Consider the following 18642-nt stretch of genomic DNA (forward strand, 5'->3'; position numbering starts at 1 on the left):
CCTCCCCCGATTACGGGGGAGGCACACGAGTGCCGCTTCGCAGCCGGCGCGACAACAGGGTTGCGCCACCGAACAGAATGACGACGCCGAAGCAGACGGCGGACGGCAGCCAGAGATCGATGAAAGACACGATGTGGGCGCGGATCGGGTTGGCGGGATCGTAGATCACCGTCACCCGTTCCCCTTCCATGTAGTCGATGCCGCTGCCGCCGCGGCCATGGAATTCGATTGCGCGCCCGTCGCTGGTGTCGAACCGGACGATGGGTGCGTAGGAGATGCGCTCGACATCGCGGCTCACTTCGCGGCCGTCCGCCAGGCGCACGTCCTCCCGCACCGTCGTCCGGCTTTCGCGCACCTCGACGATCGTTCCCGCCGTGCGCGCGCCGCTGGCGTAAAGGTCGAGCGCGCCCGAGAGCACGACGATGCCGATGCCGGCCGCTGCGACGGCTATGGTGGCAAAGGCACGCTCGCCGACCAGGGTGAGGTCGGCGTTGCGCGACAGCGCCCAGGCGACCAGCCCGAACAGCAGCCAGAAGCTGCCGAACGCCGAGACGATTATGGCCGACATCCACAGCCGCTCGAAGGTGGCGATGCGAAAGTCGGTCGGATCGCGCGGCGCGTAGAGGATGGTGACCAGGTCGCCGATCGCGAAGTCCGGCGCACCGGTCCCGAGATCGGTGACCTCCCGGGCGGCGCCGTTGGGAAGGCGAAACCGCACGACCGGCGCATACATGCTGCCCTCGCGGCGGATCTCGACCACCTCGCCATCGGCGCGCTCGCTGTAGAGAACATGACGCAGGCTGCCCCAGCCGAGCGCCAGGCCGCCCGCCACGATCAGGCCGCCGATGCCCATGATCAGCCAGGCCGGCTTGCGCCAGCTGTTGCCGTGCGCGGCAGGGCGCCGGCTCATGGTCTTCCGGACCGCGGGCGTCTCGCCCGCTCTTCGGCGCATGTGAATGCGCCGCTCATGAGCGGGCGGGAGGCCCGCGGACCGGAAGACCATGAGCTCACGGCGGCATCACGCAGACGTCGCGGGCGCGCGCCGCAGGGCGTCGACGATGGCGACCAGGCGGGCGCCCTGCGGCGTGGCGGGATCGAGAAGCCGCTCGCGCGGCGTGTTCTCGGCCAGCCGGCTCAGCTCCATCAGGCCACGGATATGCTGACGGCGCGTCAGGCGATGCCCGGCCGATCGATGGCGGAAGAACAGGCGTCCGAGCTGGCCTTCGCCGACCAGCGCATTGAGCTCCGATGCCGATACGTAGACCAGGAAGCAGAGAAAGATCCAGACCTGCACGGCGACGAAGCGATGCCACGTGAACTCCTGCATCAGCGAGCGAAAGACATCGCCGAAGCCACCCGCCTCGAAGGCGAAATCCACGACCTTCTCGATAAAGCGCACGACCAGCACGACGACGGAATAGAAGAGCGACTTGTAGAGAATCGGCAGGATGAGCGGCGCTCCGCGATAACGGTCGATGATGCGCACGCGATCGACCACCAGGACCACCTTGGCGACGACCAGCGCCGTGGTCGTCGACAGGACGATCGAATGGACGTCGAACCACGAATTTCGCACCGTCAGATTGGTCGAGAACGAGATCAGGTTGAAGGTGATGATGAAGTAGAGCGTCGGTGGCAGCAGGTGATGCACGAACCTCGCCGCAGCGAGGCCGGCGCGGCGCGAGAGCTGCGGGGCGAATGGCCTCACATGCGGCCCCCGTCGACGACGAAATTCTGCCCCGTCACCATCCGGCTGTCGTTGGCGGCGAGCCACAGCGCCATGCGCGCGATGTCGGGCGGATAGACCTTCTCCTTGAGGCACTGCGCCTCCATCAGGGCCGCCTCGGCCTCGGGCGTCAGCCACAGGTCGATCTGGCGCTGGGTCATGATCCAGCCCGGGGTGATCGAGTTCAGCCTGATCCTGTCGCCGCCGAGATCGCGGGCCAGGCCGCGCGTCATACCGATGACCGCAGCCTTGGCGGCCTGATAGACCGAGAGTCGCGGCGTCATGATGTGGTAGCTGACCGAGCTGAAATTCACGATCGAACCGCCACCCGCCTGCTTCATGCCGGGCACGACCGACTGGATCGCGAAGTACTGGTGCTTGAGATTGACGGCAATGCGCTCATCCCAGAAGGCGGGCGTCACCTCCTCGAGGTCGTGCCGGTCGTCGCGCGCGGCGTTGTTGATCAGCACGGTGAAGGCCCCCAGTTCGCCCGCCAGCTCGCCGAGCACGCCCTGGTAGGCAGGGATGTCGCGCACGTCGCAGCGCCGATAGGTCGGCACGGCATGACCGGCGGCCGACATCTTCGCCACCAGCGCCCGCGAGGCGCCATCGTCGATGTCGCAGAACCCGACCCTGGCGCCCTGCTCGGCGAAATGCTCGACGATGGAAGCGCCGATTCCCGAACCGCCGCCGGAGACGAACACAGCGCGGTCTTTCAGGCTGGGGAAGGAGGCGAAAGGCAGCATGGCTCCTCACTGAATGGTCAGACGGAAGGTGACTTCGCCGGCGATCGTATCACCCGCCGCGAGCCGGGTCGCAGCGATCCGGCCGTTGGCATGGCTGACCGGCTCGACACAGAAGAACGGGCGTTGCGGCGGCGTGAAGATCACCAGCGTGCGGAGCTGCTCGCTGGCCATCATTTCGAGCGCCAGCCCGCGGTTGGGCCAAGCGATGCGCGCCTGACCATCCCAGCCCTCGAAGCAATTGTCGAGGGCGACCTCGCCGATGCGCCGGCCTGCGCTGAAATCCCAGGCGGCCGGGACGGTGACGCGCTCAGTCGGCAGGACCTCGGCATCGGCGAGCCAGACGCTCTTCGTACGACACTGAAGGTCGGTCGCGGCGTCGCGGACGAAGAAGGGATGCAGGCCGATCCCGGCCGGCACCACCTGCGCCTCACGGTTCTCGAGGGAAATGCGCACGGTCAGCCTGTCCTCGTCGAGACGATAGGATTGACGGGCGCGATAGGCGAACGGCCAGCCCCCATCGCTTGCGGCCGCGTGGTCATAGGCGATCTCGGCTGACCGCTGATCGTGGCGCTCGACCTTCCAGGCCCTGGCCCAGCCGTCGCCGTGCATCGGATGATTCACGCCGGGCCAATTGCGCCGCAGCACGATCTCGCGTCCGTCGACGCTCAGGCGACCACCGGCAATGCGATTGGAGAACGGCAGCAGCGGGTAGCAGGCGGTGTCGTTGCCGCGGTTGGCGGCTGTCGCGTTGGCGAGCACGTCGGCGGGTGTCGCGCGCAGCACGTCGTGCCTGCCGTCGACGCTGAAACGGGCGATCGATCCGCCCGCTTGCGGAGCGAGATCGACTTCGAGCCAGCCGGCGCGCAACGACAAGAGCGTCATGGAGCTACCCTCCGAGGCATGTTTTTTGCTGCATCGTATCTACTGACTGGCGTGGCGGGGTGCTAGGCTCCGTGCCACCGGGGATTCTGAGGGGCCGAAATGACAGATGATCTCGTCCGCAAATGGGAATTGAGCCGCCGCCGCGTTCTCGCGGCCGCAGCCGGTCTCGGTCTCGCTGGACTGTCAGGCAATGCCTTCGGACAGCCTGGCGGTCCATGGAGCGTGCCGCCGAAAAGCAAGGTCGACCGCGTCAATTTCGTCGTCTGGACCTATGGCGATATCTACGCACGCATCGCCAAGCAGTTCGAGGCCGATTGGGGCGTCAAGGTCGATTCGACGATCTCGGCCTTCAACGACCATCCGACCAAGCTCGCGACCATGTTCGCGGCCGGCGAGAAGATCGACGTCTCGCAATCCTCGCCGTTCTCCTTCCCGAACTTCGTCGCCCAGGGCCTGGCCGAGCCGATCGACGGCCTCCCCGGGGCTGCCGACTACATCAAGGACTTCACGCCCTTCACCAAGCAGGTGGCGACGATCGGCGGCAAGACGATGGGCCTGCCCTACTTCTCGTCGGTATGGGTTTGGAATTACTACGCCGACATGCTCGAGAAGCTCAAGATCGACAAGCCGTTCACAACCTACGAGGAGTTCACCGAGCATTGCGTCAAGGCCAAGAAGGACGGCGTCTCGCGCTATCCGGTCCTGTGGGTCGCCGGCGTCGGTCTCGAGCAGCTGCCCGGCACCTGGTACCAGATGACCTGGAACAAGGGCGGCACCTTCTTCGACAAGCAGGGCAACCACATGCTGGGCGCCGGCTCGATCGCCCGCGAGACCCTGAAATGGTGGGCCAACACCTTCGAGAAGGGCCTCGACATCGCGGATCCCGAATCGCTCAAGGTCCAGTTCACCACCTCTGCCAAAGCGTTCGGCGCCGGAAAGAACCTCTATCGCGGCCCCAACCATCACTATGGCCTGAACGTCGTCAACGACCCGGCGCAATCGCCGATCGCCGGCAAGGTCAAGGTCCTCGGCTCACCGGGCGACGGCAAGACGATGGGTGTCACCCATGTCTATTTCCTGTCGTCGGCGAATCGCGACAAGGAATGGGCCTGGAAGCTCCTGCAATATCTCGGCGGCAAGACCAAGGACGGCGTCTACACGCAGGCCATCAGCCTCGCCAAGGACGCCATGCTGGGCTCCGGCTACAACTCGGTGATGAACAGCGACGCGGTCAAGCAGGGCTGGGCGCCGTGGGGCGACGTCCCGGCCATCCTCGGCATCTGGGACAAGGCGGCCTATATCGGCGAGGTGTGCTCGTCGGTCTATCAGCCGTGGCACTTCCCGTGGACCGACCAGCTCAACATCGAGGTCCAGAAGTGCCTGACAGGCCAGATCACCGCTGACCAGTGCTGCGACAACCTGATCAAGGGCATCGCCGACGCCAAGCGCAAGGTCTGACGCCCTGACCAGCCAGGCAACGGGCATGGAGGTGAGCAGGGCCGGTCACCGGCCCTGGTATCGGCGCGAGATGTCGGCGCGTCGATTCGCGTTCCTGCTGAACCTGCCGACACTTCTGTTCCTGGGCGTGGTGCTCGCCTACCCGGTGGTCTATGCCGGCTACCTGTCGGTGCACCGGGTCGGCCTGGCGCAGCTGCGTCGCGGCGAATTCCCGTTCAACGGTTGGGACAATTACGGCCGCGTGCTCGAGGACCCGCTGTTCTGGATCGCCATCAAGAACACGCTGATCTTCACCGCCATCACCGTCAGCACCGAGGTCATCCTGGCGATCGCGATCGCCCTGCTGATCAACCAGACCAGTGTCTGGACCTCGCGCGTGACGCGCTTCCTGATCCTGCTGCCTTACGCCATTCCGCCGATCTGCAACGGCCTGATCTGGTCGTTCCTCTACAGCTTTCAGTTCGGCTTTCTCAATCGCATCCTGTTCACCGCCGGGCTGATCGACCAGCCGATCAACTGGGCCGGCAATCCCGATACGGCGCTGTACGCCGTCACCGTGCCGTACATCTGGCGCACCCTGCCGTTCGCCGTCATCCTGGTGCACGCGGCCCTCCAGGGCGTTCCGCGCGAGCTCTACGAGCAGGCGGCCATCGACGGCGCCAACGCCTGGCATCGCTTTCGCCAGATCACCTGGCCGATGCTGCAGCAGATCATCGCCATCATCCTCATCCTGCGCACCGCGTTCGCCTTCGCCGTGTTCGAGGAGATCCTGGCGATCACCCAGGGCGGGCCGGGCGACGCCACCTGGGTGGCCGCCTGGTACAGCTACAAGATCACCTTTTCGCCCCCCAACAATTTCGGCATGGGCTCGGCCTCCGCCTTCATCCTGACCCTGATGATCGCGGCGATCGCCCTGGTCTATGTGCGCACCGTCTACCGCCGGGTGACGCTCTGATGTTCAAGGTCACGCGCACAGGCAAGCTGTTGCTGCACGCAGCGAACCTCACGGTGATCGTCTTCATCCTGCTGCCGCTGGTGGCGGTGTTCATCGCCAGCATCCAGTCGGAGAAATCGCTGCAGGCCGACACCCGCCGGGTGTTGCCGGCCGAGGTCACGTTCGACAATTTCACCGTCATCCTGACCAAGGGCCAGCAGCGCGGACGCATCTTCGAGCAGGCGACCTACCTGCCGGAGAACATCAAGAGCTTCTATGCCGCCTTCCTGAACTCGACGATCGTGGCGGTTTCCGTGACGGCGTTGACCCTGCTGTTCGGCTCGCTGTCGGCCTACACCATCGCCCGCCTGCGCTTTCGATGGACGCTGTTCCTGCTGCAGGCCAACATCGTCGCCCGCTTCGTGCCGGTGATCGTGCTGATGATTCCGCTCTACATCGTCATGCGATCGTTGGGCCAGCTCAACTCGTTGAGCGGCGTCATCCTGGCGGAGACCGGGTTCCTGCTGCCCTACGCCATCCTGATCCTGGCGCCCTACTTCGACAGCATCCCCTCGGAGCTCGAGGAGGCGGCGCGGATCGACGGCTGCACCCGTCTCGGCGCCTTCGTGCGCATCGTCCTGCCCCTGGCGACGCCGGCCCTGGCCGCCTGCGGCGTCATCATGTTCATCGTCTCCTGGCACGAGCTGCTGATCCCCCTGATCCTGAACGCCCGGCCGGATTTCATGACCTTGCCCGTGGTCATCGCCAGCCTGGTCGGCGACGTCTTCGTCTTCTTCAACCTGATGATGGCGATCTGCCTGCTGGCGCTGGCGCCCACCGTGGTGCTGGTGGCGCTGCTGCAGCTATACATCGTCGACGGCCTGTGGGGGGGCGGGGTTAAGGGGTTATCTGTTGGACCGCGGGCGTCTCGCCCGATCAGATTCTTGAGCGGGCGAGACGCCCGCGGTCCGCATGATCATGACCCCTCCGTCGCGTATGACGCGACACCTCCCCAGCGAAGACGCTGGAGAGGAGGACTGCACAGCGGCAAAGCGCCATGGCCTCGCGTCGCCGGGCTGCCTATGATCTCCGCCTCCGGAACACGACGAACAAGGGAAGCGCCACATGACGAACATGCTGAAGAAGCGGCTGCAGGCCGGAAAGGCTTGCGTCAACGCCTGGCTGGCCATCCCCAGCGGCTTCTCGGCCGAGGTCATGGCGCAGTGCGGCTGGGACAGCGTCACCGTCGACATGCAGCACGGCGTGCAGGATTACCAGTCGATGGTCCAGTGCTTCCAGGCGATGGACAAGCATCCGATCACGCCGCTGGTGCGCGTGCCGTGGAACGAGCCCGGCATCGTCGGCAAGGTGCTCGACGGCGGCGCCTGGGGTGTCATCTGCCCGATGGTCAACAACAAGGCCGAAGCGCAGGCGCTCGCCTCGTACGCCCTCTATCCGCCCAAGGGCAAGCGCAGCAACGGCCCGATCCGCGCCGGCGCCTATGGTGCTGCGACACCCTACCAGGCGACGGCCAACGACGAGGTGCTGATCATCCCGATGATCGAGACCCAGGAGGCGATCGACAACATCGACGCCATCCTCGACGTGCCGGGCATCAGCGGCATCTATATCGGCCCCAGCGACCTCGGCCTGTCGCTCGGCCTGGCGCCCCGGCTCGACCGCGAGGAGCCGCAGGTCCTGGCGATCTACGACAAGCTCGTGGGGGCCTGCAAGAAGCGCAACCTGTTCGCCGGCCTGCACAACGGCACGGCCTCCTACGCCGCCAAGATGATCGGCAAGGGCTTTCAGTTCGTCACCATTGCCAACGATTCGGGCCTGATGGCCATGGCGGCGCGCGCCGCCGTCGCCCAGACCCGCAAGGAAGCCGGCGCCGTCGCCGCCCCCTAGGACAGGCCCTCGAGAGCTGGCACGCGCCTTGCCTTCCCGCCGGCAACAACCGGCGGAGGAAGCAATGAGCGGTCTAGGCGGTCTCAACAAGGCGCCCGATGGCATGGTCATCGGGCTGGTGCAGATCCAGAATCCCGTCGTCGTCACGCCCGAGGACCTGGCGCGGCAGACCGATCGCATCTGCGGGCTGGTCGCCAAAGCGCGGCGCAATCTCGCGACCATGGATCTCGTGGTCTTTCCGGAATACGCCTTGCACGGGCTGTCGATGGACACCAACCCGGCGATCATGTGCCGGCTCGACGGACCCGAGGTCGAGAAGTTCCGCGGCGCCTGCATCGTCAACGACATCTGGGGCTGCTTCTCCATCATGGAGCTCAATCCCCACGGCAACCCGTTCAACTCCGGCCTGATCATCGACAACAAGGGCGAGATCAGGCTCTATTACCGCAAGATGCACCCTTGGGTGCCGGTCGAGCCGTGGGAGCCCGGCGACCTCGGCATCCCGGTATGCGACGGGCCGAACGGCGCGAAGCTGGCGCTGATCATCTGCCATGACGGCATGTTCCCCGAGATGGCGCGCGAGTCGGCGTACAAGGGCGCCAACGTCATGCTGCGCACCGCGGGATACACCGCGCCAATCCGCCAGAGCTGGCACTTCACCAACCAGTCGAACGCCTTCTGCAACCTGATGTACACGGCCAGCGTCTGCCTCGCCGGGTCCGACGGCTCGTTCAATTCGATGGGCGAAGGCATGATCGTGAACTACGACGGCACGCCGCTCGCCACCGGCAACGGCATCCCCGACGAGATCATCACCGCCGAAGTACGGCCGCGCCAGTGCGATGAGGCGCGCGTGCATTGGGGCGTCGAGAACAACATCTACCAGCTCGGCCACCGCGGCTACGTCGCGGTGAAAGGCGGCGCGCGCGACTGCCCCTACACCTACATGCACGATCTCGCCGCCGGGAAATACGCCGTGCCGTGGGAGATGGACGTCAAGGTGACCGACGGCACGAGCTGCGGTTTCCCTGCCCCGACGCGCACCTTCAAGCCCGTGCCAACCACGCTGCCGTCCGGTAAGCTCGCAGCAGAGTGATCCTCAGAAACGCAACTCTGCCCGACGGCACCCGCCACGATATCGAGGTCAAGGACGGCCGCATCGCGTCCTTCCTGCCGCCGAGCCATGCCGAGCCCGCCACGCTGGTCCTGCCGTCGCTGGTCGATGGTCATATCCATCTCGACAAGACGCTGCTCGGCCTGCCCTGGGTGCCCAACCAGGCGACCGGCAATCGCGTCGCCGATCGCATCGAGGCCGAGCGCCGCGTGCGGTCGGCACGCACCGTGCCGGAGTCGCGGACCGGAGCCAATCTTGTGCGCCAGGTCATGGCCAGCGGCACGCTGCACATGCGCAGCCATGTCGACATCGACAACCGGCTCGGGCTCAGGAACCTGCACGAGATACTGAAGGTGCGCGAGCAGTTCCGCGATCTCGTCACCATCCAGATCGTGGCCTTCCCGCAAAGCGGCATCCTGCGCTCGCCGGGCACGGCGGAGCTGCTGGATGCCGCCATCGCCGAAGGCGCCGACCTGGTAGGCGGCCTCGACCCGGTGGGCATCGACGGCGATCTCGACGGTCCTCTCGACGCGATCTTCGCAATCGCCGAACGCCGCGGTGTCGGCATCGACATCCACCTGCACGACGGCGGCGAAGGTGGCATCGCCGAGTTGACGGCGATTGCCGGGCGCACGGCGGCGGCCGGACTGCAGGGCGAGGTCGCGGTCAGCCACGCCTTCGCGCTGGGCTCGGTGCCGACCGACACGGCCGCACGTACCGCAGACCTGCTGGCCAAAGCAGGCGTCGCCATCATGAGTCACGGTCCCGGCGGCGCGGCCATTCCCCCGCTGAAACTCTTGCACGAGCACGGGGTAAGTGTGTTCGGCGGCTCCGACAACATTCGCGACGCCTGGTCACCTTTCGGCAATGGCGACATGCTCGAGCGCGCCATGATGATCGGCTACCGCGCCAATTTCCGCCACGACGAGGAGCTGGCCTTCGCCTTCGACATGGTGACGGCGGCGGCGGCCCGCGTGTTGGGGGTAGCGGCCTACGGCCTCGCGGTCGGCGCGCCGGCCGACTTTGTCGTCGTCGAGGCCGCCTCTCTGGCCGAGGCTGTCGCGACCCGGCCCCGCCGCAAGCTTGTGATCAAGGCCGGTCGCATTATCGCCCGGGATGGCGTACTGGTCGCCTGAACAGGCTTGGTCTCATGCGAGGCGTCCCGCCCGCCCAGATTCATGAGGGGCGGGACGCCCGCGGTCCGCATGAGCATCCTGCCTGAGAGGGATCGTCATGGCGTCGCGGCAGGCCGTGCTCGGGATGGAGCGGGGCAGTTTCTTTTTCGGCTCGGTCCGCGTCTTCAAGGACGTGTCGTTCCTGCTCGACGGCGCGCGCACGGCGCTGGTGGGCGAGAACGGCGCCGGCAAGTCGACCCTGCTCAAGTGCCTGAGCGGCGAGCTCGAGCTCAATGGCGGCAAAGTCATCCGCTCGCGCAGCCTCAGGGTCGGCAGCGTGCCGCAGGATGTTCCGGACGGCCTGGCCGGGCGCCCCGTGCGCGACGTGCTGCACGAATCCCTGGACAAGGTCGGCCTGACCGGCGACGACTGGCGCATCGACATCCTGATGGACGAGATCGGCGTCGAGCCGGCGACCCTGGACCAGCCGTTCGGCAGCCTGTCGGGCGGCTGGCAGCGCCTGCTGCTGATCGCCGGCGCCGCCCGCCTGGAAGAGCCCGACATCCTGATCCTCGACGAGCCGACCAATCACCTCGACCTCGCCAACATCAACACGCTCGAGCGCTGGCTCACCGTCGAGTTCACGGTGCCGATGCTGATCGTCAGCCATGACCGCGAGTTCCTCGATCGCGTCACCGAGCGTACCCTGTTCCTGCGCAGCGATGGCGTGCACGCCTTCAAGACGCGCTTCAGCCAGGCGCGCGAGGAGCTGCTGCGCCGCGACGCGGCGGCGGCCGCCCGCGCCAGGCTGGAGGACAAGGAGATCCGCCGCCTCGAGCAGGCGGCGGCGCGCTACAAGGTCTGGGCGGTCAAGAATCCCGATCTCAACAAACGCAAGAACGCCGTCGAATCGCGCATCGCCAGGATCGAGAAGGAGCGCACGCAGACCTACGTCGCGCGCGAGCGCCGGCTGGAGCTCGGCGACGGCGACATCGATGCGCGCGTCGCCCTGCGCATCACCGGCCTCGAGGTAAAGGCGCCGGGCAGCGAGCGCAAGCTGATCGGCATCGATCGGCTGACGATCGGCGCCGGCGACAGGATCGCCGTGCTGGGTGTCAACGGCGCCGGCAAGTCGACCCTTCTGTCGGCCCTTGCCGCGGCCTACGATCCCGCGCGCGAGCACTACGACAGCCAGGCGGCGGTGCGATTCAACCCGGCCTGCCGGCTGGTCTATTTCGACCAGACGATGCGCGACCTGCCGCTCGACACGGCGATCCTCGACTACGTGCTCGAGGCGCCCGACATCAGCGAGAAGGATGCCGTGCGCGCCCTCGCTGCGGCGGGCTTCGTCTTCCGGCGCATCGGCGATGCGATCGAGGGGCTGAGCCACGGCGAGCGGGCCCGCCTGGTCTTCCTCAAGATGAAGCTCCTGCGCCCCAACATGTACCTGCTCGACGAGCCCACCAACCATCTCGACATCGAGGGCCAGGAGGACCTGGAGGAGCAGCTCGAGAAAAGCGACGTGTCGTGCCTGTTCGTGTCGCACGATCGCTTCTTTACCCGCAGCGTGGCGACGCGATTCCTCGAGATCCGCCGCGGCCGCCTGGTCGAGATCGACGACGCCGAGGCCTTCTTCGAGGCCCAGCAAGACTCCCGCAGCGCGACCTGACTGCACCGCTTCATCGCCGGGAGCGCGCCGCTCCAGTGGCGCTCATTCACTTCCGGACCGCGGGCGTCCAGCGGCGCGGTTTGCCGCGCCGGACCACGCTCATGATTCCTGAGCGGGCGGGACGCCCGCGGTCCACATGAGCGCCACGGAGTGACGCACTCCCGGCCAAGAGAGCCATGACCGACCGTCGCCGCACTTGTTTGCCGGTTGTGGACGCGACATCATCTGTCGCCAGGAACATGGCTCTCCGGCACGACGCCTTCATCTCCTACAGCCATGCTGTGGACGGGAAGCTCGCCGCAGCCCTCGAGCACGGACTGGAGAAGCTTGCCAAGCCGCTCCTGAAGCTGCGCGCACTCGACGTCTTTCGCGACCAGACCAGCCTCTCGGCGAGCCCCGCGCTGTGGCCGGGCATCGTGGCGCACCTCGAGGCCTCCGAATGGTTCGTGCTGCTCGCCAGCCCCGCTTCGGCTGCCTCCGTCTGGTGCAACAAGGAAGTAAGCTGGTGGCTCGAGCACCGTTCGGCCAATCGCATGCTCGTCCTCCTGACCGAGGGCGACATCCTGTGGGACCCCATCAAGTGCGACTTCGACTGGTCGCGAACGACGGCCGTGCCGCGCATCCTGGAAGGCCGATGCGAAGACGAGCCGCTCTACGTCGATGTGCGATGGACTCGGAACTCCGAGCTGATGTCGCTGCGCAGTGCCCAGTTCCGCGACGTCGTGGTCAACGTCGCGGCCCCCATACGGGGCGTTCCCAAGGACGAGCTGGACGGCGCCGATCTACGCCAGCTGGCCCGCAATCGGCTGCTCGTCCGCGGGGGTGTCGCGGCCATTACCCTGGCTGCCGGCATTGCCATCTGGCAGGCCTTCGTCGCCAACCAGCAGAGACTCGAGGCCGAGCGGCAACGCGACATCGCCGTGGCAAGGCAGCTCGCGGCCCAGGCCGAGCTGATGCGCACGCAGCAGCCCGATCGCCTGCCGCTCGCCCTGCTGATGGCAACCGAGTCGGCGCGGTCGCAGCCGGACTCGATCGAGGCGCAACAGACCCTTCGAGGCGTGCTGTCGCTGTTTCCTCTGCCGACGACTGTGCTGCGCCACGCCTCGCTCGTCGAGTCGGCCGTCTTCAGCCCTGACATGACCCAAATTGCGACAGCCGCAGAAGATGGTGGATTGTGGAAGCTGCCGGAAGCGGCTCGTGTCGCTCCCCTGGCCGGGGCAAGCCGCAAGGTCGTCTTCTCGCTTGATGGCAGCCGTATCGCCGGGTGTTGCGCCAAAGTTGGCATATGGGATCGCGCAGGCGCGCAACAGCTCTTGCTTTCATCGGCCGACCTGCATGGGGAACCCGAGAACATCGCCTTCAGTGCCGATGGCCAACTGCTGGCGATCGGTCTCCGTGCCGCCCGACCTGGTTTTGCCATTTATGATCTGGCGAGCCGACAGCTCCTTCTACGCCACGAAATCAAGCTCTCGGGCCATGCGACCGCAATCGCTTTTGCACCGGATGGCACTCTGTATTTCGGCCCACGCGAGAAGATAGAGGTGCACTCAGGTAGTCCGCTTGAACTCAAGAAGACCCTGGATCCGCAAATCGGTGCGCTGGATCTGCTCACCGTCGATCCAACGGGTCGCTATCTCGCGGCGGGTGCAGACCGCAAGGTCACCGTATTCGATCTGACCAAGGAAACGATCGCGGCACACTTGCAGGTCCGCGGCTCGGGGCCGGGGCGTATTCGGCAGATTGCATTCGACGCCAATGGTCGTCACCTTGGCGCGGTCGGCGAGCACGACGTTGGCGCAATTTGGCGCGTGAGGGACTGGAGCGAAGCCGCCATCCCCTCCCACGGCGAGTTCCAGACAATTCACTCCCTCTCATTCGATCCATCCGCGCCGAAGGCCATAACCTGCGGCACTGATGGCAACTGTAGCGGCTGGTCTTTGATTTCAGGGCGCAAGATCCATCAGTTCGCACACGTCTATGCGTTTGAAGGCACACAAAACAACAAGAGACAGATGCTCAGTGGCACCTATGGGTCGACTGGCGCCCTCGTCGTCACTGCCGGCACGGACGGCACGGCACGAATGTGGCAAACATCGACGCCGGGCGAGGCAGGGCGCAGCGACTGTATCCTCGACGAAGTCATGGTACGCACTTTCGTCAGCACCGGACGCAGCTGGAGCGGCGAGCTTCTCGACCCGGTCCAACGGAATTGCTCGGCCGAGCTTGCCGGGAAGGAACGGTCTCGCGACCTGAAGGTCAGCCCGACGGGCAACGTCGCCGCCGCGCCAACTCCTGTCGACCTCGTCGAGGTCTGGGACGTGCGCGGCGGTGATTCCATAGCGCGACTCGCCCACACCGACCCTGTGGACTGGGATGCGGTGCGAGCAAGGCTGCGAGGACGAGCCCACGGCGACCGTGCCGTCTTGTCCATGATTCGGACGATGCAGAACGTGGGCAGTGTCAGCGTCCGAGCGATCTCGAACTCCGGCAAGCGAGTGGCCACCGTGCGTGATGCCGACAGGACGCTGCGGGTCTGGGACACGGGGACCGGGCAAGTCACCTATTCCGAAGTTCTGCCGAATGGCGATCCAGTGCTGCTCGAGTTCCTGTCGAACGCGTTGCTCCTGCGTGTCGGCCCATCCGGCTTGCTGTCGGTGCAAGATATGCCCAAGGGCGAGATTGTTTGGTCGGCACCGGTCGGCAAAGTAACTGCTCTGGCGCTTAGCCCGGACGCGCGCCGGATTGCCACAAGCAGTGAATCTTCCACCGCGAAGATTCATGTGCGGAATTCGATGACGGGTGACATTCTCCTCGAACAATCATCTGAGTCGAAGATCGGCGATTTGGTATTCGATCGATCCGGACGCTACTTGGTGGCACTTGGCCCGGAAAGTTTCGTTCCTTCCGGGTTGCCACAGGGCGTCGCGGCAACGGTATGGGATACTGAAACGAACAGAGTCGTGTTGTCGGTTCCGAAGGACGAGGGAATTGTCGCAATGGCCTTCGGTGCGAACAGTACTCGCTTCGCGATCGTGGGCGATAAGGGCGAGGTGAAAGTGTGGGACCTGACCGCAGGTACCGTCCGCCGCACCGTCACGGCGGATCCCGGCCCCGTCGCCTTCAGCACCAACGGCCGCTGGCTCGCCCTGGGCAACCGATCCGTTCGGGTGCTCGACACGGATTTCCTGCAACCGGTCGCACAGCTGGACATCGGCGGCGAGATCCGGGACGTTGAATTTCGCGACGGCGATACGATCATCGCCGCACGCCGCTTCGCCAGCGGGGCCACGAAAGGCACCATCGAGCTGTATCGCTGGCAGGCCGCCGACCTGCTGGCGGAGGCCTGTCGGCGCATGCCGGTCAAAGCGGCCGAAGGCCAATGGCGGCAGCTGCTGCCCGACCAGCGCATGCCGACGCCGTGCGCCAGCGTTCCCCCCATTCCACACTCGGGTGGCGCTGTGACGAAGAACTAGCCGGCGACGCTCTCCAGCACACTCGATGACGGACAGGTGAACGTCCAGACCGCACCGCTATCCATGAGTTGCAGGACAGCGCAGCCGCCCAGAGTGCCGGTGATCATGCGTTCCACGACGGTGCGGCCGAAGCCCGTCCGGGTCGGCGCCACGACCGGCGGGCCTTCGCGCTCCGACCAGACTATTCGAAAAGTCCGCGCCCCGTCCGACGAGACGCTCCACGCGATGTCGATCCGCCCCGCATCGTTTGCCAACGCACCATGCTTGGCGGCGTTGGTGGCAAGCTCATGCAGCGCCATGCCGATCGCCTGGGCAGCCTGCGGCTTCACGCGAATCGCCGGTCCGTCGAGCCCGATCCTGCCGCTGTCGCCTGCGAAGGGCGTCACCTGCGATCGCACGAGCTGGGCCACGTCGACGCCCCGCCAGTTGCCCGACACCAGCAGGGCGTTGGAGGCGGCAATGCCGTTCAGTCGCTCGGTGAAGCGCTCGGCGAAGTCGCGCGGATCGGTGGTCGTGGCCGTCTGGCGCGCGATCGCCTGGATCACCATCAACAGGTTGTTGGCCCGATGATTGAGCTCGTTCATCAGCAGGTGAATGTGCTCCTCGGCGCGCTTGCGCTCCGTGATGTCGACTGCGGATGTCAGCAGGCAGGGCTCGCCCTTGAGCTCGACCAAGGTGCCGGACAGGAGGTAGGTGCGCGGGCCGCGGCGGCCGCGCAGCGTCGTCTCGAGGTCAGTTAAGCTTCCCTCGCGGGTCAGCCGATCGCGGATGATCTCGGCGGTGGCTGGGTCGTTGTAGAAGCCGAGATCGCGCACGGTGCGGCCGATCACCTGCTCGCGGGACAGGCCACTCGCCGCCAGCCCCGCCTGGTTGATGTCGACATAGCGGCCCTCGCGCAAGGTCGTGATCGACATCGGATGGGCAGCGGCATTGAACGCCTTGGAGAAGCGCTCCTCGCTCTCGCGCAGCTGCTGCTCGGCCTGCTTGCGATCGGTGATGTCGATGTCGACGCCGCTGTAGCGAACCGGCTTGCCGGCGCCGTCGCGGATGACGCGGCCGCGGCCGAAGATCCAGCGCAGCTGGCCATCGGACGGCCTCACGATACGGTATTCGACCTCGTAGTGATCGCGTCCCTCGGCGAGTGCCTGACGGAACCCGTCAACCACCTTGGCTGCATCTTCCGGATGGCGGACCGCCCGGACCTTGTCGTTCGGGAATGGACCCTCCGACGGCGGCAGGCCCATGAGCCGGAAAAAGATGGGCGTGGCGCGGCAGAGATCGGTTGCAAGGTCGGTGTCCCAGATGCCGATGCCGGCAGATTGCTCCGCCAGGGTGAGCTTGGCATGGCTCTGGCTGAGCGCCTGGGCAAGACGCTGCGGATCCTCGCCGTCGGGCGCGAGTGGATTGGCCCCATTCGTCATTGACCGCCGCGCCCCTCCCGTGCACCCGTTGTCAGAGTATCAGCGGTCGACGGTGGTGGTCACGCCCGAAGCCGCTCTGGCGCCGCTCGGCTTCGCGGAGGAAAAGGAACGATGGATCTGCCACTCGACGATCGGCTGCGCATCGGCATCCAGACGCTTCATCGCCGCACCGAGCCCGCCGAGGGTCCCTGGCTGCCCGCGATCGACGAGCTCCAGCGCCAGGTCGAACTGGTCGACCGGTGCGGCTACGATTCGCAGTGGGTCGGCGATCACATCGCCTTCGCGATCCCCATGCTCGATCCCCTCCTGCAGCTCGCCCAGGCGGCCATGGTTAGCCGACGCCTGCAGCTCGGCACCGCGGTCTACCTGGTGCCGCTGCGGCAGCCAGCGTCGATCGCCAAGCAGGTGGCGACGCTCGACCATCTGACCGAGGGACGCCTGGTTTTCGGTGTCGGCGTGGGCGGCGAGTTCGCCAAGGAGTTCGAGGTCTGCGGCGTGCCGGTGGGCGAGCGCGGTCCCCGGCTGACCGAGAGCCTCGCGGTGTTGCGCAAGCTGTGGACCGGCGAGCCGGCTTCGCACAAGGGCAGGTTCTTCCAGTTCGAGCAGGTGACCATGCAGCCGCCGCCGCGTCAGGCCAGCGGGCCGCCGATCTGGTGTGGCGGCCGCTCCGACGCGGCGCTGAAGCGCACCGCCCGCCTGGCCGACGGCTGGATGTCCTACGTCGTGACACCGGACATGTACCGGCAGGGCCTCGACAAGATTGCCGCAGCAGCAAGAGAGTGCGGGCGCGTCTTCGATCGCGGCTTCGCCGCCAGCCATCTCCTGTTCACGCGCGTCGACGACACCTACGAAAAGGCGCTCGATGCGGCGACCCTGTCGCTCAGCACGCGCTACGCCATGGATTTCCGCAAGGCCGCCCAGCGCTATTGCGCCCTCGGGACGCCCCAGCAGGTCGTCGAGCGCATCCGCGAGTTCCATGCCGTGGGCGTCCGCCATCTGATCCTCGATTTCGTCGGCCCCTACGAGGAGCGCTACGACGTGATCGAGCGCTTCGCGCGAGATGCGCTGCCGCTGCTGGCGGACCTGCGCTAGAATCGTTTCACAGCCAGGTTTCATCGCCAACAGGGAAGCACATCCATGCGGCTCGGCATGCTGCTGAAATACTCCGGCGCCCCCAACAGCCTTCACCTCGAGGAGGTGCTCGAGGCCGAGCGGCTGGGTTACGATTCGGTGTGGAGCGGGGAGGCCTATGGCACCGATGCGGTCACGCCGACCGCCTGGATCCTGGCCCGCACGACGCGCATCCGGGCGGGCACCGGCATCATGCAGATGTCGGCGCGCACGCCGGCCTGCACGGCGATGACGGCGCTCACCCTGCAGGCGCTGTCCAACAACCGGCTCCTGCTGGGCATCGGCGCCTCCGGGCCGCAGGTCGTCGAGGGCTGGCACGGCGTGCCGTTCGGCAAGCCGATGGCGCGCACGCGCGAGTACATCGAGATCCTGCGCAAGATCCTGAAGCGCGACGCCCCGCTGCAGCACGATGGCGAGCTGTACCAGATTCCCTACGCCGGTCCGGATGCGACCGGGCTCGGCCGGCCACTGAAAAGCATCCTGCACGGCGATCCCGACATGCCGATCTATGCCGCGTCGATCACGCCGATCGGCTTGCGCACAGCGGGCGAAGTGGCCGACGGCGTGCTGCCGATCTTCATGTCACCGGAGAAGGCCGAGCTGATCACCCGGCCGCTGCGCCAAGGCATGGCGCGACGCCCGCCCGGCGGCAACCGCCCGCCGTTCGATATCGCGCCCTACGTCCGCATCTGCATGGGCGACGACCTGCAGGCCTGCCGCGATGCACTCAAGCCCGAGATGGCGCTCTATATCGGCGGGATGGGCGCGCGCGCCAAGAATTTCTACAACGACTTCATCAAGCAGTTCGGCTATGCCGAGGCAGCGGTGAAAATCCAGGACGCCTATCTCGGCGGCCGTCGCAGCGAAGCGATCGCCGCCGTGCCCGATGCCCTGGTCGACGAATGCTCGCTGGTCGGCAGCCCCGACCGCATCAAGGACCGCCTGCAGGCCTGGAAGGAGGCCGCCAGGCGCGACGACGTCGGCTCGCTGCTGCTGAGCGGCGTCACGATCGACTCGCTGCGCGTGGTGGCCGAGGCGGTGCTGTAGGCGAAGGATGCGCTCTTC

The 18642-nt window shown here is 66.4% G+C and carries 14 protein-coding genes and 1 pseudogene; 10 read left to right on the top strand and 5 right to left on the bottom strand.

Annotated elements, in window-relative coordinates:
• Window positions 1-10 precede the first annotated feature (10 nt).
• The 4 genes from AB7O82_RS06440 to AB7O82_RS06455 all read right to left on the bottom strand — a co-directional run bounded on the left by AB7O82_RS06440 (window position 11) and on the right by AB7O82_RS06455 (window position 3354).
• On the bottom strand, window positions 11-910 hold the full coding sequence (locus AB7O82_RS06440) for a DUF3592 domain-containing protein (RefSeq protein WP_428546728.1): 900 nt from the start codon (window positions 908-910) through the stop codon (window positions 11-13).
• Window positions 911-1018: 108 nt separating this feature from the next.
• On the bottom strand, window positions 1019-1708 hold the full coding sequence (locus AB7O82_RS06445; protein ID WP_428546725.1) for a hypothetical protein: 690 nt from the start codon (window positions 1706-1708) through the stop codon (window positions 1019-1021).
• Window positions 1705-2472, bottom strand: coding sequence for an SDR family NAD(P)-dependent oxidoreductase (locus AB7O82_RS06450; protein WP_428546722.1), 768 nt, complete (start codon window positions 2470-2472; stop codon window positions 1705-1707). Before AB7O82_RS06450 ends, AB7O82_RS06445 begins: the two co-directional genes overlap by 4 nt.
• 6 nt (window positions 2473-2478) lie before the next feature.
• Entirely contained in the window at window positions 2479-3354 is an 876-nt protein-coding gene (locus tag AB7O82_RS06455; protein WP_428546719.1) for an aldose 1-epimerase, read from the bottom strand.
• 222 nt (window positions 3355-3576) lie between these two features.
• On the opposite strand from AB7O82_RS06455, the gene AB7O82_RS06460 reads away from it, so the two are divergent.
• The 8 genes and pseudogenes from AB7O82_RS06460 (at window position 3577) to AB7O82_RS06495 (ending at window position 15025) form a co-directional block, all read left to right on the top strand.
• A complete protein-coding gene (locus AB7O82_RS06460; protein WP_428618941.1) occupies window positions 3577-4812 on the top strand; it encodes an extracellular solute-binding protein in 1236 nt (411 codons plus the stop codon).
• A gap of 25 nt (window positions 4813-4837) precedes the next feature.
• Window positions 4838-5767 carry a carbohydrate ABC transporter permease gene (locus tag AB7O82_RS06465; RefSeq protein ID WP_428546713.1) on the top strand — a complete coding sequence of 310 codons (930 nt, stop codon included), beginning with the start codon at window positions 4838-4840 and terminating at the stop codon, window positions 5765-5767.
• Window positions 5767-6561 (top strand): annotated as a pseudogene (locus tag AB7O82_RS06470) (carbohydrate ABC transporter permease); the annotation flags it as partial. The gene AB7O82_RS06465 and the pseudogene AB7O82_RS06470, both read left to right, overlap by 1 nt.
• A gap of 310 nt (window positions 6562-6871) precedes the next feature.
• Window positions 6872-7654, top strand: coding sequence for an HpcH/HpaI aldolase family protein (locus tag AB7O82_RS06475; RefSeq protein WP_428618944.1), 783 nt, complete (start codon window positions 6872-6874; stop codon window positions 7652-7654).
• Window positions 7655-7718: 64 nt separating this feature from the next.
• A complete protein-coding gene (locus AB7O82_RS06480; RefSeq protein WP_428555591.1) occupies window positions 7719-8750 on the top strand; it encodes a formamidase in 1032 nt (343 codons plus the stop codon).
• The gene (locus AB7O82_RS06485) at window positions 8747-9904 is read left to right on the top strand and encodes an amidohydrolase family protein (RefSeq protein ID WP_428555589.1); all 1158 of its coding nucleotides are present in this window, start codon (window positions 8747-8749) and stop codon (window positions 9902-9904) included. The genes AB7O82_RS06480 and AB7O82_RS06485 overlap by 4 nt, the downstream gene beginning before the upstream one ends.
• 97 nt (window positions 9905-10001) lie before the next feature.
• Entirely contained in the window at window positions 10002-11552 is a 1551-nt protein-coding gene (locus AB7O82_RS06490) for an ABC-F family ATP-binding cassette domain-containing protein (protein ID WP_428555586.1), read from the top strand.
• Between the two features lie 176 nt (window positions 11553-11728).
• On the top strand, window positions 11729-15025 hold the full coding sequence (locus AB7O82_RS06495) for a TIR domain-containing protein (RefSeq protein WP_428618946.1): 3297 nt from the start codon (window positions 11729-11731) through the stop codon (window positions 15023-15025).
• Here the strand turns inward: AB7O82_RS06495 and AB7O82_RS06500 are convergent.
• A complete protein-coding gene (locus tag AB7O82_RS06500) occupies window positions 15022-16446 on the bottom strand; it encodes a PAS domain S-box protein (RefSeq protein WP_428618948.1) in 1425 nt (474 codons plus the stop codon). The two genes, AB7O82_RS06495 and AB7O82_RS06500, sit on opposite strands and share 4 nt — an antisense overlap.
• Window positions 16447-16557: 111 nt before the next feature.
• Between AB7O82_RS06500 and AB7O82_RS06505 the strand changes: the two genes are divergently transcribed.
• Window positions 16558-17538, top strand: coding sequence for an LLM class flavin-dependent oxidoreductase (locus tag AB7O82_RS06505; protein WP_428554411.1), 981 nt, complete (start codon window positions 16558-16560; stop codon window positions 17536-17538).
• Between the two features lie 45 nt (window positions 17539-17583).
• Window positions 17584-18624 (top strand): LLM class F420-dependent oxidoreductase, encoded by a 1041-nt coding sequence (locus tag AB7O82_RS06510; protein ID WP_428554408.1) that lies wholly within the window; start codon window positions 17584-17586, stop codon window positions 18622-18624.
• Window positions 18625-18642: the final 18 nt, after the last annotated feature.

It is taken from the genome of Reyranella sp. (assembly GCF_050185545.1).
Taxonomy (GTDB): domain Bacteria; phylum Pseudomonadota; class Alphaproteobacteria; order Reyranellales; family Reyranellaceae; genus Reyranella.